The organism is Arthrobacter sp. NPDC057013 (assembly GCF_042674585.1).
In the GTDB taxonomy this organism is placed as follows: Bacteria; Actinomycetota; Actinomycetes; order Actinomycetales; family Micrococcaceae; genus Arthrobacter.
In genome coordinates this window covers 13,538-35,401 of the sequence record NZ_JBHUSE010000019.1, presented here as the reverse complement: position 1 = coordinate 35,401, position 21,864 = coordinate 13,538, and the positions used below count along the sequence as shown (strand labels likewise).

The following is a 21,864-nucleotide window of genomic DNA, read 5'->3' as shown; positions in this document are numbered from 1 at the left end:
TTGGTGGACCGGGGGCCAGCCGCGCGGGCAGCAGCTTGTCCGGTGGCCCGGCCCGTGGGCCGAGAGGAAATGCAGTGGACCGGAATACGGGAGGTGGTGCCTGAACTCCGTCGGGTAGCGACCCGAACCACGACCAAAGAGCGGTGTGCCTCAGGCAGCTTTTAGGGTCTCCCGCAGCGGTGCCAGTGCCGAGCTCCAGGCGATGACCTGGTCGAGCATCGTGGTCAGTGCTCGAAGGTTGTAGTCGCCGGGGCGGAAATCACGGAAGTTTTCAAACTCCGTGATCAGCGAGAGCACCACTTGCTGGCGGACGTCGGCCATCTGGAGTTCGGCCGCGACCTGGCGCAGGTGCTCGACCGCGCGGGCTCCCCCTGCCGCGCCGTAGGATACGAAACCGATAGCCTTGTTGTTCCATTCGGCGTATAGGTAGTCAAGGGCGTTTTTGAGCACGCCGGGTATGCCGTGGTTGTACTCCGGGGTGACGATGATGAACCCGTCGAAAGCGGCAATTGTTTCGGACCACCGCCTGGTGTGCTCATGCTGGTACTGGCCGAATGATGGCGGCATCGGTTCGTCCAGATGCGGGAGCGGGTGGTCGCGCAGGTCGATCAGTTCGAATCCGGCGTCCGCGCGGCGCGAGGCGATGTCCAGTACCCAGCGGGCTACCTGTTCGCCGTTACGGTTGGGACGGGTGCTCCCGAGAATAATACCGATCCTGGTCATGTCAATCCTCTTGTCTATATCCAGGTATCTATTTGCTACGTCAAGCAAACTCCTGTCCGGTTGCTTTGTCAAGCAAGTATTATGGGCACTGTGAAAGACCAGCTGCCTGAACCCCTCGTTCCGCTGAGCGCGGCGGAAGAAGCATTCATGCGCGCTCTGGGGCGGGCCATCATCACCGTGCCGCGGGCCTTCGACGCCGACCTGCTGCGCGAGCAGAACATGTCCATGAGCGAGTATGCCGCGCTGATGCACCTGTCCGAGGCCTCCGATCGGCGGCTGCGGATGAGTGATCTGGCCACCACCTCTTCGCTGTCCCTCAGCGGCATGACCCGGATCGTAAACCGGCTGGAGGGCCAAGGCCTGGTGCGGCGGGAGCGGTGCGCGACAGACGCCCGGGGCTTCAATGCTGTGCTCACCGACACCGGTCTTCAGCGCCTGCGCGAGGCCTGGCCGGCGCATCTGGCGAGCGTCCGCCGCCACGTATTCAACCACCTGGACTCCATTGACCTCCCATCCATCACCGCCGCCTTCGAGCAATTCGCCGCTGATCACCAAACTGCCGAGCCGCGGGACTGAACTGAGCCGCCCGTCGCCGTGTCCGCCGTAAAACTCTGGGAACGCCTCGACGCCGGCCCCCGCCATCCGGGAATGGGCGAACAGCCGAACGCGGGATAATTAAGGAACGAAATGCGGCGCTGGACCATGAGGCGGTAGTGGCCCATCCAAGGAGATAACGGATGGCTGACGCAGCGTTGGTGCTATGGCCGGTACTCACACCGTCGGGATGGCAAGAGACGGTCCTGAATCGCGTGGACATACTCATCCACCTGCCTGCAATGGGCACAACCCGCTTCGGTACCCGGTGCAGCGCTCCTAGCCGATCATGGCCCCGCTTCAATTTTGGGGAGCTGTTTAGCTCCGATGGTGACAGCGTCAGCGCGGGCCTCAATCGGGGACTTCGCGCCCGGAGAGGTATATCTCCTCGGTGTCGAGTGCGGCCTGTACCTGGCGGAGCACGGTATCGTCGATGCGCTGTTCGTCGCGGAGCCTGATCAGGGTGCCGCGCTTATGGGCAAGCAGTGCCAGGCGCAACGCCGTGTAGTGCCGGTCGTGCCGCAATGCCAGGTCGTCGTTGGCACCGGCGTGGTTCGCGCGTAGGACCATCAGGTGTTCCTCGTACTCGTGGCGCATCCGCTCGATAACGTCCGGGTCAGTGCTGAGTCCTGCAGCGATCTGCGGCATCGCGCGCAGCGCCTCCTGCGCGGCGGCCGTTTCGGCGAGGTGGCGTTCCTGCTCGATGTGGGTGTCGCTGGGCAGCCGTACCCAGCGCACGACCCCCGGAAGCAGAAGCGCCTGTATAACGAGGGTGACCACGATGACCCCGGCGGTCACGAAGATGATCATGTGGCGGGCCGGGAAGGCGCCTCCGGAAGCAACCGTGTGCGGCACGGCCAGGGCCGCGGCGAGCGAGACTGCGCCCCGGAAGCCCGCGACGCCACTGACCACCCGTGCCCGGTTGCTGACTCGGCGCAGGCGCTGCTGCGGGCGCCGGTTCAAAAGGCGGATCAGGTAAGCAGAGGCAAACAAAAAGACGAAGCGCAGGCCGATGACGACGGCCGAGACGCCCACGACGAGTATCAGTCCACGCGTGAGGTCGAAGCCGGGCAGGCCGCTGACTGCCGAGTGCAACTCCAGCCCGACGAGCACGAACAGTGCGCCGTTGAGCAGGAACGTGGAAAGCGACAAGAACGCCTGGGCTTGCCGGCGGGTGTCGGCCCGGACAACCCGGGGGCCCGTCCGGCTCAGCATCAGGCCGCTGACCACGACCGCGAGCACGCCGGAGGCTTGGATCGCCCCGGCGAGCAGGACCGCCGTAAAGGGGGTCAGGACGGTCACAACGTTCGCCAGCAGGGCGTCGTCCAGGCGGCGCCGGATCTGCACCCCGACCCAGGCGGTCACCGCGCCGGCCAATGCCCCGCCGCCGTAACCTACGAGGAACAGCCACGACACCTCAGGCGCGCTGAGGACCTCCTCCCCGACCGTGATACCGACGGCCAGGCCGTAAATGACCAAAGCGGTCCCATCTTTATCAGGCTTTCGGCGCGCAACACGGTCACATCCCGGTGCGGCAGCGCCCGGGCGAGCACACCGACAGCGGTGGCGTCGGTCGGAGCGACGGCCGCTCCGAGCACCCAGGCCGGCCCCCACGCCACCCCGACCGCGTGAGCCAGGACCGCCACGGCCCCGGCCGTGGCGAACACCAGCAGCGTGCCCATCAAGACAATGTCGCGCAGATTGCTCCTGATCTCCCGCAGCGACGTGGTCAGACTCTCCCAGTAAAGGAGCACCGGCAGGAAAGTCAGCAGCACGACCTCCGGTGGCAACTGCACTGCGCGAAGTGAGGGGAGAAATCCCAGCGCCACGCCGCAGCCGAGCAGAAGTACAGGCGGGGCGATCCGGACGCGCTGTCCAATGACATAGCACACCAGTACCGCCGCGCCCAGGATCACGACAAGCTCAAGTCCCAGCACGACAAGCCTCCTGTCTGACAACCTGCAGACCAACCCGGGGGTCCCGAACCCTCTCATTCATAATGTGCCCACCCGGTACCGGCAGCCCAGCAGAATTTCCTGACCCGCAACTGGTCATTAGGTTCATCGGGATTGCCCAAGGTGCGCCTGAAAGCCTTGAGCGTCCGGCCGGACGAGCGACGTTCTCCTGGCCAGGGCGCCGAGCCCGGCCCCGCGCCCGCCCGCTGCGCCGGGCCGGTGGCGCTCCTGCGTCTCACTCTTGACGCGGAGACTTTCGCCCCCGTCGTCACATGCCTTCGGTCTGCCGAGAGGACTTGCATGCGCCTCGGCCAGGCCGCTTTGCTGCAGGACCCGGCGACGTCCATCGTGATCTCCGCAGCTTGCCTGATTGTTGACACTCCGCGCCGGGACCTCTGGTTTCGACACGGGGCCCGGGTGCCAACGGCGACCCGGGCCCCGTCAACGACGTGGACGTCAGCGTGGGGGTCAGTGTCCAGGGCCGCCGGTTTCGGTGGCGGTCACCGTGAAGGAGCCGTCCAGCTTCACCGTGGCGCTAGTGCCGTCGGCCTTGACGATGTGGGCTTCGTAGTTGGCACCCTCAGCGTCGTTTTCCACGCGTTCGACGCTTGCTCCCGGGTTGGCAGCAAGGGCCGCTGCCTTCACTTTCGCCGCGGTATCCCCGGTCAGGAGGGCCTCGGTTACGCCGTTGGCTCCCACGTGCCCACCCTTGGACTCATCGCGTGCCGCCTGGGAGGCATCAGTCCCCGACGCCGAACTGGACGCTGTCGTGGTCGTATTCGTGGCCGCGTTGGCAGGCAGGGCCGTAACGGCCAGAACCCCGCCACCTAACAGGGCCCCGATCAGCGTGGCGCCTGCAGCGATCTTCTTGACCTGGTTCATGTCTGTGCTCCTAAGGTTCCGCTCCGACTGTTCGAAGGCTATGACCCAATACTTGAACCCCGCCCTGTGCGGCCTCCTTCCGGCCACTGTGAACCGGCTGTGAGGGCCGCAGTGCGAACCTGCCAAAGGGTCCGACAGCGTCCGGACGGCAGTATCAGTGGCGCTTGGTGGCGGGCGCCAGTACCTAGAGGCTGATTTCCAATCACGCAGTCACTGAGACGCGGAATCTGGTGTCTCCCGGGGCATACCCTAACCTGCCACTGCTGCTGACCTGAGCTTTTACGTGCCGCGGCATAGGGCTAAGCGTCACTGGTTGGTACGTGAAGTCACATGCGGAACGGGTTCATCCCTGCCCTGTCCCCGGCCGCTGACGGACGGGAAGAGCACCGATTTTGGCCAAGGCGCGGTGCACCGCGACGAGAATCGTGATGTGCCCGGACAGCGCGAGGTATGACCAAAGGCAGCGTTGACCAAACCGATTACCAATCCCCCGCGATTTACGTTTCCGGCATATGGAGGCAGCGATGTTTGCCGCGATAATGACTTCTCCGAGTGCGTCGGGGACTGGGCCACCAATGGCCATCAGGACTCCTGTCTTAGGACCACAGTCTCGTGCGGGTATCCCTCGCTGGACTTCGTCGACTGAACCATTGGGCCCGCGGGGTTATTTTGCCGGACTTCGGCAAGCTCAACCCACGGGTGGTTGAGCTTGCCGAAGTCCGGCGGGGCCTCAATTGGCGGGGAAGTTGTACGAAGCGCCGGAGGCGTGGCTTGCCTCGGGCCAGCGGGACGTTATGACCTTGCCGCGAGTGTAGAAGGAGACGCCTTCGGGACCGTAGATGTGCTTGTCGCCGAACAGGGAAGCCTTCCAGCCGCCGAAGGAGTAGTAGGCGACCGGGACCGGCAGGGGCACGTTGATGCCGATCATTCCGACATCCACGGACCGCTGGAACTTTCGGGCTGCGGCCCCGGAGGAGGTGAAGATGGCCGTGCCGTTGCCGTAGGGGTTGGCGTTGATGAGGGCGATCCCGGCGTCGAGGTCCTCGACGCGGACCACTACGAGAACCGGTCCGAAGATCTCCTCGGTGTAGGCGCTCATCTCGGTCTTGACGTGGTCGATAACCGTGGGACCAACCCAGAAACCTTCCTCATGGCCGGGGACCACCAGGTCACGGCCGTCCACTACCATCGCAGCTCCCGCGGCTTCTGCTTCGCTGATGGTCCTGACGATGAAGTTCTTGGAGTCCGCACTGATGACCGGGCCCATGTCAGCGTCCGGTTCCGTGCCATTCTTGACCTTGACGGCCACGGCGCGCTCCTCGACCTTCTTCACCAGCAGGTCGGCGGCGTCTCCGACGGCGACCGCGACCGAGATGGCCATGCAGCGCTGGCCTGCGGAACCGAACGCGGCGGCGGCGAGGTGGTCGGCGGCGTTGTCCAGGTCGGCGTCCGGCAGCACGATGGCGTGATTCTTCGCCCCGCCCAGAGCCTGGACCCGCTTGCCGTGGGCCGTTGCCACTTCGTTGATGTGCTTTGCCACCGGGGTGGAGCCCACGAAGGAGATGCCGTCCACATCCGGGTGGGTGAGGAGGCCGGAGACAACTTCACGGTCGCCGTGCAGGACCTGGAACACGCCGTCGGGCAGTCCCGCCTGCTTGAAGAGGTCAGCCAGCAGCATTGCCGCGGACGGGACCCGGTGGGAGGGCTTGAGGATGAAGGCGTTGCCTGTGGCGATGGCCATCGGTGCCATCCACAGCGGCACCATGACGGGGAAGTTGAACGGGGTGATGCCGGCAACGACGCCGATCGGCTCACGGAAGGAGAACACGTCGATCCCGGTGGAGACCTGGTCCGAGTACTCGCCCTTGAGCAGCTGCGGGATGCCGCACGCGAACTCGATGACTTCCAGGCCGCGGCCGATCTCGCCCTTCGCGTCGGAGAGGACCTTTCCGTGCTCGGCGGTGATCAGTTGTGCGAGTTCGTCGACGTGGGCGGCGACCAGTTCGCGGAACTTGAACAGCACCGCGGTGCGTTTGGCCAGGGAAATATCGCCCCATGTACGGGCGGCGGCTTTAGCGGCCGCGACGGTCGCCTCAAGGTCCGCCCGGTTCGCCAGGCGCAGCTCTGCGGTGACGGCGCCGGTGGCCGGGTTGTAGACAGGCTTGGTGTCGGTTCCGGACCCTGCGGCCTCGGATCCGCTGATGAAATGGTTGATGAAAGTCATGGGTTACTGCTCCTGTAGTAAGTGGTGTTCCACGGCGTGGACCGGTTCGACGTTCCGTGGGAGTCCTGCGGCGAGGGATTCATGAAGGGCGAGGCGGACAGCCAGGTTTTGCTCGGTCAGTTCCTGATGGACAACCTCTTGCCCGGCGTTGCGGGCCCAGATGCTGAACCGTTCAATTTCGACCTTGAACGGGTCCTCGATGACATCGAAGATCTCGGTGCTGCCGTCTCGGAGCGAAACGGTCACGCGGGCCGCCTCCCCCGGAATCGGGTCAAAGGCGTTGTCCAGCGTGATCTGCCCCTTGGTGCCGATGATCTGGAACGTGTTCACGCGGGGTCCTTCGAAGCCGCAGTCCAGGGTTCCGATAACGCCGTCGTAATCCAGGATCGCGGCGACGCTGGTCTCCACCGGGTCCGCCGGGCTGGTTCCCTTGGCGTAGACGGTGGCGGGGGTGCGTCCCATCACCATGTTCATGATGTCGACGGCGTAGCATCCTCATTGACGGCGCCTCCCTCCAGTCCCGTCTGCAGCCGGACCTCGCCCGGGCTGCGGTCCATCACAAAGTGGAAGCGCGCATGCATCGAGACAATCTGTCCGATCCGGCCGGCGTCGATGAACTCCCGGACTTTTTGGTGTTGCGGGTGGAACCGGTACATGAAGGCTTCCATCAGGCTCACCCCGTTGCGCCCGCAGGCCTCGACGACGCGGGCATAGTCTTCGAGGCTGCCCACCAGCGGTTTCTCGCACAGAATGTCTTTGCCGGCCTCGGCCGCCGCGATGATCCATTCGGCGTGCAGGCCGTTGGGAAACGGCAGGTAGACGGCCTCGATGGCCGGATCAGCCAGCAGTTCCTCATGCGATGAATAGACGGCCGGGATGCCGAAGCGGGCAGCGACCTCGGCGGCGCGCCCGTTGGGGCTGCTGATCGCCGAGGCGGTGGCGTTACGAGCCTTTTGCATGGCCGGCAGGAACCGGTCCTGGGCGATGCGGGCAGTGGTGAGAACGCCCCAGCGCACCGCGCTCATTGGGCGAGCCCGGCTTCCAGGTCCCGGAGGAACGCCACTGACTGCCGCACGTCCCGGACGGGGCCGTCCCCTGCCCGTGCGGCGTCCAGGATGGTGTCCTGTTCCATCGTGAACCAACCGCCGTAACCAGCCCCTATCAGGTGCAGGACGATGTCGGCGATTCCGGCGTCCCCTTGGCCGAGCGGGACGTACATCCCGGTCTTGACGCCGTCGGTGTAGGAGATTTCACCCTTCTGGACCCGCTCGGCGACAGCCTTGCGCACGTCTTTGAGGTGCGTGTGGCCGATGCGTGCGGCGTAGTCCCGAGCGAGCTGGCCGGGGTCCGTGCCGCCGATGAGAAGGTGGCCGGTGTCCATGCAAAGGTTCGCGGCGGTGTCGTTCAGGACGCGGTTGACGTCCGACGTCGTCTCGATCATGGTGCCCACGTGCGGGTGCACCACCGCCTGGATGCCCTGATCGGCGGCTGCCTTGACGATGGTGTCCAGATTCCGGCCGAACAGGTGCCAGCCATCGGCGTCGAGCTCGTGGCGCTGATCGTACCCGGCGACGCCGGTTTCCGCGGCGAGCACCATGATGCTGGCCCCTGCAGCCTGGTAGGCGTTCAGTTCCGCCGAAACCGCTTTGAGCGGGTCCTTGGAGGCATCGTGCAGGATGATCGGGAAGAATCCGCCGATGGCCTGCAGGTTGTGCCTCTGCAGCACTTCGGCGCGCGCAGTTGCTTCCTCGGGCAGGAAGCCTGCCGGGCCGAATTCGGTGGCGGTGATGCCCAAGGCTGTCATCTCGGACAGGACGCGGTCCGCTTCAAGTTGGTGCCCCCATCCGGGGACTTCGCACACGCCCCAGGAAATGGGGGCGGCGGCAAGGCGGCTGGTGATGATGCTCAATCTGATCCTCCAAGTACGTTCTGATCCCAGTCAATGACCGAGCCGGTGACCACTCCGCTCCTGCTGGAGAGGAGAAAAACTGCAAATTCGGCGATCTCGTCCACTTGTCCGAGCTTGCCCATGGGTACCGAGGCATTGGCTTTTTCCAGCCAGTCGTCTCCTGCGCCATGGAATTTCCTTTGGGTCGCTTCTTCTCCGTCGGTGGCAGTCCAGCCGATGTCCAGGCCGTTGATCCTGATCTTGTCCCAGCGGTGCGCATGCGCGGCGTTCCGGGTGGCCCCGGCCAGCCCGGCCTTCGCCGCCACGTAGGGCGCGAGGTAGGGCTGGCCGCCGAGCTCGGCGATGGAAATGATGTTCAGGATGCTGCCGGGAGCTCCCCGCTCCCGGAGGTGTCTGATGGTTTCGGCCATGATGAAGAACGGCGACTTCAGGTTGACGGCGATGTGCGCATCGAACAGTTCCGGTGTGGTGTCCAGCATGGTTCCGCGCGTAGTCAGGCCGGCGGCATTCACGGCGCAGTCCACCCGCCCGAATACGGAGATGGTTTCGAGCACCGAGTTCCTGGCCTGGTCTACGTCGGCGAGGTCGGTTTTGATGAAGCGGGCTTTAACTCCGGTTTCCTCCAGTTCGGCGGCGAGCCTTTCGCCCGAGCCGGCGTTGCGGCCGGTGACGGCCACTCCGGCGGCGCCTTCGGCCGCCGCCCGGCGGGCAATGCCGGCGCCCAGGCCCTGGGTGCCGCCGCTGACAAGGACCACCTTGTCTGCCAGGAGCGGGCTGTTCATTTCCTACTCCTTTCCGATGGTCACGACGCGGCCGGACCTGGCGGATTCTTCGGCGGCGTTGGCCAGCACGAGGGCCATCACGCCGTCGTCGAAGCCGGGGCTGCAGCTGGTTCCTCCCCGGATGGCTGTGACGAAGCTGTCCAGTTCATTGCGGTAGGCCTGGCCGTAGCGTTCCAGGAAGAACGGCAGGTAGACGTCGGACTCTTCGGTACCCGCGGCGCTGTACTTTCGCACGGTTGTGGGGGCCATGTTGCCGGCGGTCAGCAAGCCCTCGCTGCCGAAGGCTTCCAGCCGCTGGTCGTGGCCGTAAGCGCTGTGCCGGGAATTGATGATCGTGATCTGCTCGCCGCCGCGTCCGCGCAGGTTGATGACCACGGAGTCGAAGTCGCCGGCCTCTTCGATGTAGTCGCAGAACAGGTTTGAACCGGTGGCCGAGACTTCGACGATGTCGGGGACGAAGAACCGGGCCATGTCCAGGTCGTGGATGCTTTGGTCGCGGAAGATCCCGCCGGAAGTTTCGATGTAAGCCTTGGGCGCGGGGGCCGGGTCCCGGCTGATGATGGTCAGCTGCTCCAGGCGCCCGATTTCGCCGGCATCAACCCGTGAGCGGAGCGAGGCGAAGTTCGGGTCGAAGCGGCGGTTGAAACCGAGCATCAGCGGGCTGGTGGTTCCGCGGATCTGGTCCCGGCATTCGCGGACCCGGTCGATGTCCAGGTCGATGGGCTTTTCGCAGAGGGCCGCGACGCCGGCGGCTGCTGCCCGGGAGATCAGGTCCACGTGCGTGCTCGTTGGCGAACCGATGATGATGGCGTCCAGGTCAGAGTTGGCGAAAACCTCATCCGCGGTTTCGACGGCCAACGCCCCTGTGGTGGCGGCCAGGGCCTGTGCGCCCTTGATAAACGGGTCAGCGATCCAGGCCAGTTCCAGGTCAGGGTGATCGGCGATGTTCCGGGCGTGAACCTGGCCGATGCGGCCGGATCCGAAGAGTGCAACCTTGAGCGGTCGTTCACTGGACATGGGGATGGGTCCTTTCCTGTTTCCCACCGGCGGATGAGCCGCCTGCGGTTAGTTGGGCTTGATTGAGTGTGGTGAGGGTTGGGTGGCGGCCGTCCGTCACGGGGCGGCCACTGCCGCCGGGGAGCGCCCGGCGAGGACGTCGACGGCGCCTTTGGCAGCATCGCGGACCGTGTGGGCCATACCCTGCCGGGTGAACCCCATCAGGTGGGGTGTCAGAACGACGTTGCCGTGGTCAAAGACCGCGTGGTGCGCTGGCGGCTCAGGATCGTAGACGTCCAAACCGAGGCCGCCCAGCTGCCCGGAGAGAAGGGCTTGGTGGGCGGCGTCCAGGTCCACGAGTCCGCCCCTGCTGCAGTTGACGAGAATGGCTCCCGGTGGCATTAGCGCGAGGCGTTCGGCGTTGATGAGGTTGTGGTTTTCCGGCGTCAGGGGCACATGCAGGGTGACGAAGTCGCTGCGGCCCAGCAGTTCCTCGACCGTTTCGCAGCGGATTCCGGCGGGGACGTCTGCGAACGGATCGAAGGCCAGGACCTTGAGGTCGAAGGCCTCGGCGATCCGGGCCACGCGGCGCCCGATGCGCCCATAGCCGATGATGCCCAGGGTGAAGCCCTCCAGGTCCCCGACGGCCGCCCCGGAGCGTTCCTCCCAGCGGCCGTCCCGCACCAGGGACGTTAGTGTCGACAGCTTCTTGACCAGTGCCAGCAGGTGGGAGAACACGCCTTCGGCGACGGAGGCCGTGTTGCTCCCGGGCGTGATGACCACGGGGATGCCGCGGCGGTTCGCCTCCGCGACGTCCACGAGGTCGGTGCCGACGCCGGTTCTGGCGATGACCTTCAGCGCGGGCATGCGGTCAAGGAGTTCCCGGTCCACACGGTAGGCCGCGCGGACAATGGCGGCGTCGGCCCGGGCAAGGTCTGCCTCGGTGGGGTTGTGGATGATTTGCTGGTGCGGAGCGAGTTCCGGTTCCACCAGTCCGGCCTCGACGCCGCCTAGAGCTACGAGTATTTGGGGTGTGGTTATAGAAGCCATCGTCATCCTTGATGATGTGGGGGTGCACTCCCGGAAGGGCTAAGGAAGCCCGCGGGGTGACGGTGTGGGTGGGAGGTTAAAGGCCGAGCAGGCTGGACTTGCGGATGACCAGTTCAGGGACGATGGCCTGGTGGACGAAGCCGCCACCAAAATCGCGGTCCTGGATGCGTTGGAGGAGCGTTTTCGCCCCGGCGACGCCGATGCCGGAGCTGTCCGGGTCGACGGTGGTCAGTCCCAGGCGGGGCATGGCACCCAATGCGATGTTGTCGTACCCGGTGATGGCCACTTCGACGCCGCGTTCATCGGCAGCTGTCATGGCACCGAGTGCGGCGAGGTCGTTGATGCACGCCAGGGCCGTGGGGCGCTGGTGCCTGGACCGCGAGGAGCCCAGCGCCCGTTGGGCGGCGATGTAGCCGGATTCCTGGAAGAAGTCGGCATCGACAATGTGGATGTGACGGGCTAGGCCGTGTTCTTCCATGGCGGCGGAATATCCGTCCACGCGGGCCCGGCCCACGGAGCCGCCCAGGCCGCCCAGGTGGGCGATGTTCTCGTGTCCCTGGGCGATCAGGTGTTCAACGACCATGCTCATACCGAGGGTATCGTCGCTGCGGACCACATCGGCGGTGTCGATGTAGTCTGGTCCGCCGCCGGCAAAGACGACCGCGCCGCCCGAAACCGCCCGGTTGAACGGTGCCTTGTCGGGTACCGTCCCCACGACCAGCAGGCCGGCCACGCGCAAATCCCTGAAGGCCTGGAGGATGGACTGATCCACTCCCCTGCCGGGCGCCGTGACTGCACTGAAGAGGACGGTGTGTCCGGCTTCTTCGAGCACGGTCCGGGCGGCGTCGGCCACGTCGAACGCCCACGGGTTGTGCATGTCGCTGACCAGGACGCCGATGGTTCCGTTGTCCCGGGTAGCCAGGGAGCGGGCTGCGAGGTTCAGCTCATAGCCCATCTCCTCGACAACTTCGAGCACCCGCTTACGGCGTTCGTCGCTGACGCGCGGTGAATCGCGCAGGACGAGGGAAACCAAGGACTTGGAGACGCCGGCGCGTTCGGCGACGTCCTTGATTGTGGGCCGACGGGCGGATGCAGTGGTCATCGCTACACCCGTGCTGCCGTGGTGCCGTGGATTTCCTCGATCTTCTGCCACTGGCCGGACGACGAGGATGTTTCGGCGGCACTGACGATCGCGGCCGCGGAGGCGGCATCGTGGATGTTGGAGTTTTCCCGGGCTCCGCCCGCGACGGCGACGAGGAACTTCTTCGCCTCGATCACCTTGAGGTCATCAAAACCCATGCTGTTGCCGGGTCCGGGCTGGAAGTACGCGTAGTCGCCGTGCCGCGGGCTGGCGTTCACCGTGGTGTAGCCCTGCTCCTCGTTGTTGCGTCCCAGGCAGACTTTGAGCTCGTTCATGCGCTCAAAGTCCCACTTGAGGGAGCCTTCAGTGCCGTAGACCTCAATCTGGTAACCGCACTCGGGGCCCACGGCAACGCGGGACGATTCGATGGTGCCGACGGCGCCTGCGCCGACAGCGGACGGGCCGAAGCGGACCAGCGCTGCAGCGTAGTCTTCATTCTCGACCTCCCCCATTTCACCGTTTTCAATCACTGCGAAGTGCGTGCCGGATCCCATCGCCAGCTTGGGCCGCTGCGTGTAGACGGTGCTGGTCAGCGCGGTCACCTCAGCGATGGGTCCGACTACATACTGGCACAGGTCCGTTGCATGGCTGAACAGGTCCGCCAGGACGCCGGTCCCGGCGAGTTTTCGGTCGAAGCGCCATGAAAGGGCGCCGTTGGGCTCGGAGGCGTACCCGGAGAAAAACACGGCGCGGACGTTGGTGATCCTGCCAAGGCGGCCCTCGGCAATCAGCTTCCGCGCGTGCTCCACGGCCGGGGCGTGGCGGTAGTTGTAGCCGATGGAGGTGACGACGCCGGCCTCCACGGCGGCTTCCTGCACGGCGGCGGTTTCCTGGTAGCCGCGTCCAACAGGCTTTTCGATCCAGAAGTGCTTTCCGGCTTTGGCGGCAGCGATGCCGATTTCAGCGTGGAGGAAGTTGGGGGCGCAGATGGAGACGACGTCCACGTCCGGATGGTTCAGGACGTCGTGGTAGTCGGTGCTGCCTTCGGCGAAGCCGAGGACATCGCGGGCATACTCGACGCGGTCCGGTGCCGTGTCGGCGGCAATGACGAGCTTTGTCTTAAGGCCAAGGTCCGGGTAGGCATATGGGACGGTCTGGTAGGCCCTGGAGTGGAGCTTTCCCATCCATCCGACGCTGATGAGACCGACGCCGATGGTGCGAGATTCTGCGTTCACGTTCTTGTCTTTCCGTTGTTTCGTGATCAATTGCGGGCGGTATCAAAGGCGTCGCGGAAGGCCGCGGCCATGATGGTGGAGTCTGAACCGATGGCGACGAACCGGAAGCCCTGGCGGACGTACTTCGCAGCCCCCATGCCGTCCACGGCGAGTATTCCTGCCGCCTTGTTGTGCAGCTGCGCCGCTGAGACAACTCGTTGCAGGGCTTCCTGGAAGACGTTGCTGTCCAGTTGGAGCGGGACACCGAGGGCGTAGGAAAGATCGAGGGGCCCAACGAAGATTACGTCGACGCCGTCCTGGGCCGCGATCTCCTCGACTGACTCCAATGCTTCCAGGGTTTCGATCTGGATGACACCGAGGGTTTCCTGGTCCGGCGCGGTGAGCGTCCGGCGGTCCATGCCCCAGCGGCAGGATCGGTTGTAGGTGGCCACACCCCGGTCTCCATGGGGCGGATACAGCATGTGCCGGACCGATTCGGCGGCCTGGTCCACGGTGTTCAACCGGGGAATCATGATCCCGGCAGCGCCTTGGTCGAGGACCCGGCCGATGCGGATGCGGTCTCCGGACTCGACCCGGACGATGGTGGGGACGCCGTAGCTGCCGGCGGCAATGACGCCGTCGCGGACCGAGTCCTCGCCTCCGGAGCCGTGTTCAAGATCGATCAGGATCCAGTCGGCGCCCGCCGCTGCGCACACTTCGGCCGCGGTTGCCGATGACAATCCTACGAAGGTGCCGATCGTGACGTCGCCCCCGGCAAGCCGCCGGCGCAGCCGTCCTGCGTTCAGTGGTCCTGGATTCATTGGTTCGGCGCTCATCCGAACCACCGCTGGCTGCCGCGTGCCTTCTCGTAATCGGCGCGGAGGGTGCGGACCCATTCCTGGTCGGAAACCTCTGCGGGTGCGACGTCCCACCAGACGTCGCCGCCGGGCAGGTCAACGTGGGGCACGGTGGGCACCACGATGACTACCGGGCCCTGGGTGTCCCTGGTCGAGGACAGGGCTTCCCGGACCTCGGCCGCCGAGGTGGCGCGGATGGCCAGGGCGCCGAGGCCTTCGGCGATCTGCCGCAGGTCCACCTTGAGGTAGTCGCCGTCGAGCCGGGCCTTGGGGGCATCGGCGGCCGCGACGCTGCCCCCGGTGGTGCGGTAGCGGAACTCGTTGCCGAATTCCTTGCCTGTCCGGTTCATCTGCAGGCGGTGGATGACCTGGTAGCCGTGGTTCTCGGAAACGATGATCGTGACGTTCAGCCCTTCCTGCGCCGCGGTGAGGATCTCGGTGGGTGCCATCAGGAACGTGCCGTCACCGATGAAGGTGACCACCCGGTTGTCGTTGTTGCCTTCGGCCAGCCGGACGCCCATGCCGGCCGCGATTTCGTAGCCCATGCAGGAGAACCCGAATTCCAGGTGGCAGTGCCGGTTACCGGTCGCGTCCCACACCTTTTGCAGGTCCCCGGGGGCCCCGCCGGCAGCGGCGATAACCGTGTCGCCGGAGCGTGCATGCTCCTGCATGAGCCCGATCAGCTGCGACTGGGTGAGGACGGCTTCGGTGACGGGCGCGTCGGGGTGGTCTGCAGGGTTATAGGCGGTGTCGGCATCGAGCCACTTGAGCCGGATGGGCGCCCAGCCGGCCTTCTCGGCCTGGACCGTGTCCTGCCAGGCTTCGCTGGTGCTGTGGCCCTCCAGTGCCCGGGCGAGGGCTTCGAGTCCGAGACGGGCGTCGGCCAGGATCCCGGTGGCACCCTGCTTGCGGGTATCGGCGTCCACAATGTTCAAGGACGCAAACCGCACATCCGGATTCTCGAAGATGGACTGCGAACCGGTGGCGAAGTCGGTGAGGCGGGTGCCGACGTTCAGGACCAGGTCAGCCTGTTTGACGAGGGTGTTGGAGGCAAAGTTACCCTCCAGGCCCACACCGCCCACCTGCCACCACTCGTCCTTGGTCACGGCGCCCTTGCCACCGAAAGTCTCCACCACGGGAATTCCGACCTGCCCGGCCAGGGCCTCAAGTGCAGCGTGGGCATCCGAATAGTGGATACCGCCGCCGGCGATAATCACCGGACGGCGGGCCGAGCGGATGAGCCGGGCCACGTCGTCGACCTCTTCCGGGTCCGGCAGCGGCCGCCGGACCTTCCAGTCCCGCGGTTCGAAGAATTCAGCCGGGAAGTCATATGCGTGGGACTGTACGTCCTGCGGCAGCGAAATGACCACGGCACCGGTATCGGTGGGGCTGGTCAGCACGCGCATGGCCTGCGGCAGGGCGGTCAGGAGCTGCTCCGGGCGGGTAATCCTGTCGAAGAAGCGCGAAACGGGCCGGAACGCGTCATTGACGGTGGCATCAGCCTCGATGGGGTGTTCCAGCTGCTGCAGGACCGGGCCCTGGTGCCGCGTTGCATACGTGTCTCCGGGCAGGAGGAGCAGGGGAAGCCTGTTCACTGTGGCAAGGCCGGCGGCGGTGACGAGGTTGAGGGCGCCCGGGCCGATGGATGCGGTTACGGCGAGGACGGCCTGGCGCCGGCTCGCCTTGGCGAAGGCGGTCGATATGTGGGCGATGTACTGCTCGTGGCGGCCCTGGATGAACGGCATGTCATCGGCCAGCTGGTCAAAGGCCTGGCCCATGCCGGCGACGTTTCCGTGTCCGAAGATTCCCAGTGCGGCAGGAATCAGGCGGCGCCGGACGCCGTCCGCGACGGAGTGCTGGACCGACAGGTATTTGATGACGGCCTGAGATGTGGTGAGCCTGATGGTCTGTGAGTTAGTGGTCATTGCCTTATTCCAGTAGGTGGTGGGTTACCAGGGGCGTCCGTGCAGAACGACGGTTTTTTCCTCGGTCATTTCATTCACTGCGGACCGGACGCCTTCCTTGCCGATGCCGCTGCCCTTGAGTCCGCCGTAGGGCATCAGGTCGGCCCGCCACAGCGGCGTCCAGTTGATGTGGATGTTGCCGGCGTCGATCTGCCGCATGGCCCGGATGCTGCCGGCGACATCGCTGGTGAAGATCCCGGCGCCGAGCCCGTAATCGTTGTCGTTGGCCATGGCAATCGCTGATTCGATGTCCGTTGCGGCGGAAACGGCGACTGCGGGTCCGAACAGTTCGTTGCGGCTCAGCGGGGAGCGGGGGTCGACGCCGGCCACGACGGCCGGGGTGACCACGGCACCGTCGCGGTCCCCTCCGGTGAGCACTTTTGCGCCGGAGTGCCGGGCCTCACCGATTGAGGAGTGGACACGGATCGCTTCCTCCTCGGAGATCAGGGACCCAAGCCGGGTGTCGGCCTCCTTCGGGTTGCCCACAGCGATGGCCTCCACCTTCGGCACAAGCGCGTCCAGGAAGTCCGCTTCGACGCGGCGGTCCACGATGACCCGCTGCACCGAGATGCAGACCTGGCCGGCGTTGATGAAGCCGCCCGCCGCCACGGCGCTGGAAGCGAGTTCCAAGTCAGCGTCCGGCAGGATAATCACGGGGCACGAGGCGCCGAGTTCCAGGGACAGTTTCTTGACCCCGGCAATCGAGCTGATCCGCGTGCCTGTGGCGGTGGACCCGGTGAAGGAGACTTTCCGTACCCGGGGATCGGTGACGAGCACATCGCCCAGGGTGCTGCCGGGCCCGGTTAGCACGGACAGCGCTTCCGGCGGCAGGCCGGCGTCGACAAAGCACTCCGCCAGCTTCAATGCGGTCAGCGGCGTGGCACGGGCGGGTTTAAGGACGACGGCGTTCCCGGCGGCCAGCGCCGGTGCGATCTTGTGCAGCACCAGCAGTGCGGGGTAGTTGAACGGTGTGATGGCGACAACGATGCCCACGGGCTGCCGCAGGGTGAAGCCGATCTTGTCCAGCCCGGTGCCGGCGTTGGCATCCAGCGGAAGGGTGGAACCGTAAAGCTGGCTGCCCTCGTATGCGGCAAGGCGGATGATGTTTCCTGACCTGCTGGCCTCTCCCCGGGCCTCCGTGATCGGCTTCCCGGTTTCCGCGCTGATGGCCTGGGCAATGTCCTCGGCACGCTCGTCGGCCAGGGCAGCGGCGCGCAGGAGGATGTCCACCCTGACGTGTGCCGGCGTGGACCGCTGCAATTGGGCGCCGATCTCGGCCTGGTCCAGGGCGGCCTGGGCGTCCTCGGCCGTGGCGACGGGAACCGTGTCAATGATCCGGCCGTCAAAGGGTGACCGGACGTCCTCCGTCCTGCCGTTGGCGGCACCGCGCCAGGTTCCGGCGATTAACATCTGCATCGTTGCTCCATCTGGTTGTGTACGGTGGCGCTCAGTGGCGCCTGGTGGTGCTTTCGTGGGCTGCGTCAGCGACTTCGGCGACTTCGGCCTGGACTTCCTTGAGCGCCTCGTTGTGGCCGCCGAGCTGTTCGAGTTCGTGGGCGAGTTCGGCGAGTTCGGCGCCGCCGGCCATCTGGGCCGTGAGTTCGTCGAGGGTGATGTCCTGCTTGTCGTAATAGCCGATCGATTTGCCGCGCTTGAGCAGCAGGAACCGGTCGCCGACGGGGAAGGCGTGGTGCGGGTTGTGGGTGATGAAGATGACGCCGAGGCCGCGGTCGCGGGCCTGGAGGATGTAGCGCAGCACGACGCCGGACTGCTTGACGCCGAGCGCGGCCGTCGGCTCGTCCAGGATCAGGACCTTGGCCCCGAAGTACACGGCGCGGGCGATCGCCACGCACTGGCGTTCACCGCCGGAGAGCTGGCCGATGGGCTGCTCGACGTCGCGCAGGTCGATGCCCATCTCGGCGAGTTCCTTCTTGGTGATGTCCTTCATCTGCTGGACATCCAGGCTCTTGAAGGGACCGAAGCCGGTGGTCAGTTCTGAGCCGAGGAAGAAGTTCCGCCAGATCGGCATCAGGGGCACCACGGCGAGGTCCTGGTAGACGGTGGCGATGCCGGCGTCGAGCGCGTCGCGGGGGGAGCTGAACTTCCGTTCCTCGCCCATGATGTCCAGGATCCCGGCGTCGTGCTGGTGCAGGCCGGCGATGATCTTGATCAGGGTGGATTTGCCCGCTCCGTTGTCGCCCAGCACGCAGGTGACCCGGCCGTTGTCCACGGCCATGGTGACGTCGCTGAGCGCCACGATGTTGCCGTAGTGCTTGCCCACGCCTTCAAGGGACAGCAGGTGGACAGGCGTGTGGGTCAGCGGGTCTTTTTCATCCTTGAGCAGGGTCTGTTGGTCGATCTGGTGTGCATTCATTTCTCCGCCCCTTACTTGAGCTCTGCGCGGCGCTTGACGATGAGGTTGACGATGGTGGCCAGGAGCAGCATCAGGCCCAGGAAGAACTTGAACCAGTCCGGGTTCCACTGCGCGTAGACGATGCCCTTGTTGGCCATGCCAAAGATGAAGGCACCGATCGCGCCGCCGACGGCCGAACCGTAGCCGCCGGTGAGGAGGCACCCGCCGATGACCGCGGCGATGATGTAGAGGAACTCGTTGCCCACGCCCTCGCCGGATTGCACCGCGTCGAATGCGAACAGGTTGTGCATGCCCAGAATCCAGCCGCAGAAGCCAACGCCCATAAACAGGCCGATCTTCGTGGCTTTGACTGGAACACCCACAGCGCGGGCCGCGTTCTCATCCCCGCCGACGGCGAAGATCCAGTTGCCCACTTTGGTGCGTAGCAGCACCCAGGACGCGACGGCCACCACAGCGATCCAGATGAAGACGGTGTTCTTCACCTCCACACCACCGATGTTCACGGAGGAGGAGAAAACGGCCTGCGCGGACTTGTACCCGTCCATGGCGGAGATTGACGGGGAGGAGACCCCGCCGCCGATCAGGCGGGTCAGGCCCAGGTTCAGGCCTGTGAGCATCAGGAAGGTCGCCAGCGTGACGATGAAGCTGGGCAGCTTGGTCTTCATCAGGATCCAGCCGTTGATGAAACCGATGGCCAGGGACATGGCCAGCGCCAGGAACACGCCCACCCAGACGTTCACGCTGAAGAACCAGCTGAACATTGACGCTGTTAGCGCCGAGCTGATCACGGCCACGCCGGTGGAAAGGTCAAACTCGCCGCCGATCATCAGCAGCGACACCCCCACGGCCATGATCCCGATCGTGGAACTGCCGTAGAGGACGGTGGCAAAAGCGTTCGGCTGGATAAAGGTAGTAGATACGAGTGAGAAGAAAACGAACAGGACAACGGCACCGACCAGGGCGCCAACTTCCGGTCGTCCCAGCAGATTTTGAAGCGGGCTCCGGCGCCCAATCCGCTCATCCGCGGCCAGCGGTGCCGGCTTTGCTAACGTCTGTGTCATACAAAAACTCCTTGTTGTTCTGGCTGCGGGAGAACCGGGACCGGTCTTCCCGCAGCCAGGTATGCCTGTGGCCTAGCGGATGCCGGCCTGCGCGAATTTGGAGACGTCCGTTGCGTTGGTCTTGTCCACGACGGCGGGGCCGGTGTAGACCTGCTGCCCGCCGCCGACCGTGAAACCGCCGACTTTCTGCGCCCAGATGGCGTCAACACTGCCGTAGCCCTGAAGATAGGGCTGCTGGTCCACTGTGAAGTCCACGCTTCCGTCCACGACCGCCTTGGCCAGATCGGCATTCAGGTCAAAGGATGCAACCTTGACCTTGCTGCCCGTCTCCTTGACGGCCTTGACAATGGTCAACGTGAACGGAGCGCCGAGACCGACGATCGCGTCCGCATCCGGAGTCGACTGCAGCTTGGCCGTAACCGTCGAGGACACGGACGTCATGTCAGCACCGTTGACGTATACGATTTCCGTACCGGGGATGTTCTCCTTGATGCCGGCGCAACGGTTCTCAAGCCCCACGTGGCCCTGCTCCTGGATAACACAGATCGGGTGTTTGACGCCCTCGGAGGCCAGGCGCTTGCCCACCGTAACGCCGGCGAGCTTATCGCTCTGTCCGAAGTGGGCCATGACTCCCAGTGCTTTGTACTGGTCCTCGCCCGCGTTGAAGCTCACCACAGGAATCCCGGCAGCGAGAGCCTTCTTGACGACATCCTTCAACGCATCCGGCTTCGCCAGCGTCACTGCGATGCCGTCCACCTTCTGGTCGATCGCCTGCTGCACAAGCTGCGCTTGGCGGCCGGCATCCCCGTCTCCGCTGTAGAGCAGCTCTACGTTGTCCTTCTTTGCGGCGGTTTCGGCGCCCTTGCGCACGATGTCCCAGAACGTGTCCCCGGCTGCGGCGTGGGTGATCATCGCGATCTTGAGGGGCGGCGTGTCGGCTACAGACCCGCCGACGGCGGCCCCGGCGCTTGCCGATTCGGTCTTTCCGCCGCTTGAGCATGCCGCCAGCGCCAGAAGCGGAACGACGGCGAGAGCCATAACGCCCCGGTGCCAAGTGAATTTTGCCACGTGAAATCTCCTTTGATTCGCGCCATTGTCGACCGTCGTGAACGCTTCAGGCCCACGCCGTGGCGTGGGGCTGGATGCGGAGGTCGCTGGTGTTGAACGATTGTGATCCACATCGCTTTGTGGAACGGTCCAACTTTAGATTGCAGGGCTTGCAGAAGTCAATAGACCGTTCCAACGATGTGTGGTTTGATATTTTCATGCCCCCTCGCATGGCGGGCCGGCCCCTGTGCTTCAAAGGAGAACAATGACCACCACCAGCACCCCGGAACTCGTCGCATCGTGTTGGACCAGCGCCGGCAATGCGGCGCCGCTGCAAAATCCCGAGACCAGTCCTGTGCCCATTGCAGAGCGCCTCGGGGCCATCGCATCCACTGGATGGTCAGGTTTCGGGCTGGCACATGACGATCTGGCCGAGGCGCGCGCTACCCCGGGCTTTCCGGCGTTGCGGGGTCTCATCGACGACGCCGGCCTGCGCTACGTAGAAGTTGAGCTTCTTACCGACTGGTGGGACGAGAGCCTATCCCCGGGCTGGCGGCCTAAGTTCGATCTGCTCCTCGAAGCTGCGGAGTCGCTCGGTGCACGCTTCATCAAGGTGGGAACATCCATCGGCGAACCCCTGGATGACCTCGACTTCCTCGTGGAACCCCTCCGACGCCTGACGGCGGAGGCCGCACTGCGGGGCACCCGGATCGCTCTTGAACCGATGCCGTTTTCGATGGTCGGCAGCGTGCCGGCGGCCGCCGACCTCATGCGGAAGGTGGACATGCCCGGGTGCGGGCTGGTGGTGGACTACTGGCACGTCTTCCGGGCAGGAACAACGCTGGACGAACTGTCAGCAAGCCTCGACGCAGACCAGATTTTCGGCGTCGAACTCAATGACGCTGCGGCGGAAGTCCACGGCACTCTCTTCGAAGACACACGGGACAACCGCCGCCTGTGCGGACAAGGCGACCAAAACGTCACCGGGTTCATCCGCGCCCTGAAAACCCTCGGCTTCAATGGTCCCTGGGGCGTGGAAATCCTGTCCAACGAACACCGCGCGCTTCCCGTCAAGGAAGCCCTGCTGACTGCCCACTTCACAACAAGCGCCTGCTTCCCAACGAACTAGAGCCGTACTTCCAGGAATCCCA

At 65.2% G+C, this 21,864-nt stretch carries 21 protein-coding genes; 2 read left to right on the top strand and 19 right to left on the bottom strand.

All coding sequences use genetic code 11. The features are described from left to right. Positions 1–150: 150 nt before the first annotated feature. On the bottom strand, positions 151–723 hold the full coding sequence (locus ACFTSA_RS19375) for an NADPH-dependent FMN reductase (protein WP_377953348.1): 573 nt from the start codon (positions 721–723) through the stop codon (positions 151–153). Positions 724–804: 81 nt separating this feature from the next. Here ACFTSA_RS19375 and ACFTSA_RS19370 point away from each other — a divergent pair, with 81 nt between their 5' ends. Then, positions 805–1,299: a MarR family winged helix-turn-helix transcriptional regulator gene (locus ACFTSA_RS19370; RefSeq protein ID WP_377953346.1), complete on the top strand. Its 495-nt coding sequence runs from the start codon at positions 805–807 to the stop codon at positions 1,297–1,299. 369 nt (positions 1,300–1,668) lie between these two features. On the opposite strand, the gene ACFTSA_RS19365 is transcribed toward ACFTSA_RS19370, so the two are convergent. The 18 genes from ACFTSA_RS19365 to ACFTSA_RS19280 all read right to left on the bottom strand — a co-directional run bounded on the left by ACFTSA_RS19365 (position 1,669) and on the right by ACFTSA_RS19280 (position 20,734). Then, positions 1,669–2,796 carry a cation:proton antiporter gene (locus ACFTSA_RS19365; RefSeq protein ID WP_377953344.1) on the bottom strand — a complete coding sequence of 376 codons (1,128 nt, stop codon included), beginning with the start codon at positions 2,794–2,796 and terminating at the stop codon, positions 1,669–1,671. Continuing rightward, positions 2,712–3,254: a cation:proton antiporter gene (locus ACFTSA_RS19360; protein ID WP_377953342.1), complete on the bottom strand. Its 543-nt coding sequence runs from the start codon at positions 3,252–3,254 to the stop codon at positions 2,712–2,714. The genes ACFTSA_RS19365 and ACFTSA_RS19360 overlap by 85 nt, the downstream gene beginning before the upstream one ends. A gap of 486 nt (positions 3,255–3,740) precedes the next feature. Continuing rightward, a complete protein-coding gene (locus ACFTSA_RS19355) occupies positions 3,741–4,154 on the bottom strand; it encodes a hypothetical protein (RefSeq protein WP_377953341.1) in 414 nt (137 codons plus the stop codon). A gap of 730 nt (positions 4,155–4,884) precedes the next feature. Then, the gene (locus ACFTSA_RS19350; RefSeq protein WP_377953339.1) at positions 4,885–6,378 is read right to left on the bottom strand and encodes a CoA-acylating methylmalonate-semialdehyde dehydrogenase; all 1,494 of its coding nucleotides are present in this window, start codon (positions 6,376–6,378) and stop codon (positions 4,885–4,887) included. Positions 6,379–6,381: 3 nt separating this feature from the next. Continuing rightward, positions 6,382–6,840: a hypothetical protein gene (locus ACFTSA_RS19345; RefSeq protein WP_377953338.1), complete on the bottom strand. Its 459-nt coding sequence runs from the start codon at positions 6,838–6,840 to the stop codon at positions 6,382–6,384. An 8-nt stretch (positions 6,841–6,848) separates the two neighbouring features. After that, positions 6,849–7,403 carry a Gfo/Idh/MocA family protein gene (locus tag ACFTSA_RS19340; RefSeq protein ID WP_377953337.1) on the bottom strand — a complete coding sequence of 185 codons (555 nt, stop codon included), beginning with the start codon at positions 7,401–7,403 and terminating at the stop codon, positions 6,849–6,851. Next, a complete protein-coding gene (locus tag ACFTSA_RS19335; RefSeq protein ID WP_377953335.1) occupies positions 7,400–8,287 on the bottom strand; it encodes a sugar phosphate isomerase/epimerase family protein in 888 nt (295 codons plus the stop codon). The genes ACFTSA_RS19340 and ACFTSA_RS19335 overlap by 4 nt, the downstream gene beginning before the upstream one ends. Further along, positions 8,284–9,069: an SDR family oxidoreductase gene (locus ACFTSA_RS19330; protein WP_377953333.1), complete on the bottom strand. Its 786-nt coding sequence runs from the start codon at positions 9,067–9,069 to the stop codon at positions 8,284–8,286. Before ACFTSA_RS19330 ends, ACFTSA_RS19335 begins: the two co-directional genes overlap by 4 nt. A 3-nt stretch (positions 9,070–9,072) precedes the next feature. Next, on the bottom strand, positions 9,073–10,086 hold the full coding sequence (iolG, locus tag ACFTSA_RS19325) for an inositol 2-dehydrogenase (RefSeq protein ID WP_377953331.1): 1,014 nt from the start codon (positions 10,084–10,086) through the stop codon (positions 9,073–9,075). Positions 10,087–10,182: 96 nt separating this feature from the next. Beyond that, complete coding sequence (locus tag ACFTSA_RS19320; protein WP_377953330.1) at positions 10,183–11,115, bottom strand: NAD(P)-dependent oxidoreductase; 933 nt, start codon at positions 11,113–11,115, stop codon at positions 10,183–10,185. Between the two features lie 76 nt (positions 11,116–11,191). Next, a complete protein-coding gene (locus ACFTSA_RS19315) occupies positions 11,192–12,217 on the bottom strand; it encodes a LacI family DNA-binding transcriptional regulator (protein WP_377953328.1) in 1,026 nt (341 codons plus the stop codon). 2 nt (positions 12,218–12,219) lie between these two features. Next, positions 12,220–13,431 carry a Gfo/Idh/MocA family protein gene (locus tag ACFTSA_RS19310; RefSeq protein ID WP_377953327.1) on the bottom strand — a complete coding sequence of 404 codons (1,212 nt, stop codon included), beginning with the start codon at positions 13,429–13,431 and terminating at the stop codon, positions 12,220–12,222. A gap of 26 nt (positions 13,432–13,457) precedes the next feature. Next, positions 13,458–14,246, bottom strand: a complete 789-nt coding sequence (locus tag ACFTSA_RS19305; protein WP_377953325.1) for an HpcH/HpaI aldolase/citrate lyase family protein — start codon at positions 14,244–14,246, stop codon at positions 13,458–13,460. Beyond that, positions 14,243–16,192, bottom strand: coding sequence for a 3D-(3,5/4)-trihydroxycyclohexane-1,2-dione acylhydrolase (decyclizing) (gene iolD, locus ACFTSA_RS19300; RefSeq protein WP_377953324.1), 1,950 nt, complete (start codon positions 16,190–16,192; stop codon positions 14,243–14,245). The genes ACFTSA_RS19305 and iolD overlap by 4 nt, the downstream gene beginning before the upstream one ends. 24 nt (positions 16,193–16,216) lie before the next feature. Beyond that, entirely contained in the window at positions 16,217–17,647 is a 1,431-nt protein-coding gene (locus tag ACFTSA_RS19295; RefSeq protein WP_377953323.1) for an aldehyde dehydrogenase family protein, read from the bottom strand. 31 nt (positions 17,648–17,678) lie between these two features. Then, positions 17,679–18,605 (bottom strand): ATP-binding cassette domain-containing protein, encoded by a 927-nt coding sequence (locus tag ACFTSA_RS19290; protein ID WP_377953322.1) that lies wholly within the window; start codon positions 18,603–18,605, stop codon positions 17,679–17,681. 11 nt (positions 18,606–18,616) lie between these two features. After that, complete coding sequence (locus ACFTSA_RS19285) at positions 18,617–19,666, bottom strand: ABC transporter permease (protein WP_377953321.1); 1,050 nt, start codon at positions 19,664–19,666, stop codon at positions 18,617–18,619. Positions 19,667–19,738: 72 nt separating this feature from the next. Next, positions 19,739–20,734 carry a substrate-binding domain-containing protein gene (locus ACFTSA_RS19280; RefSeq protein WP_377953315.1) on the bottom strand — a complete coding sequence of 332 codons (996 nt, stop codon included), beginning with the start codon at positions 20,732–20,734 and terminating at the stop codon, positions 19,739–19,741. Positions 20,735–20,978: 244 nt separating this feature from the next. Between ACFTSA_RS19280 and ACFTSA_RS19275 the strand changes: the two genes are divergently transcribed. Continuing rightward, entirely contained in the window at positions 20,979–21,842 is an 864-nt protein-coding gene (locus ACFTSA_RS19275; protein ID WP_377953314.1) for a sugar phosphate isomerase/epimerase family protein, read from the top strand. Positions 21,843–21,864: the final 22 nt, after the last annotated feature.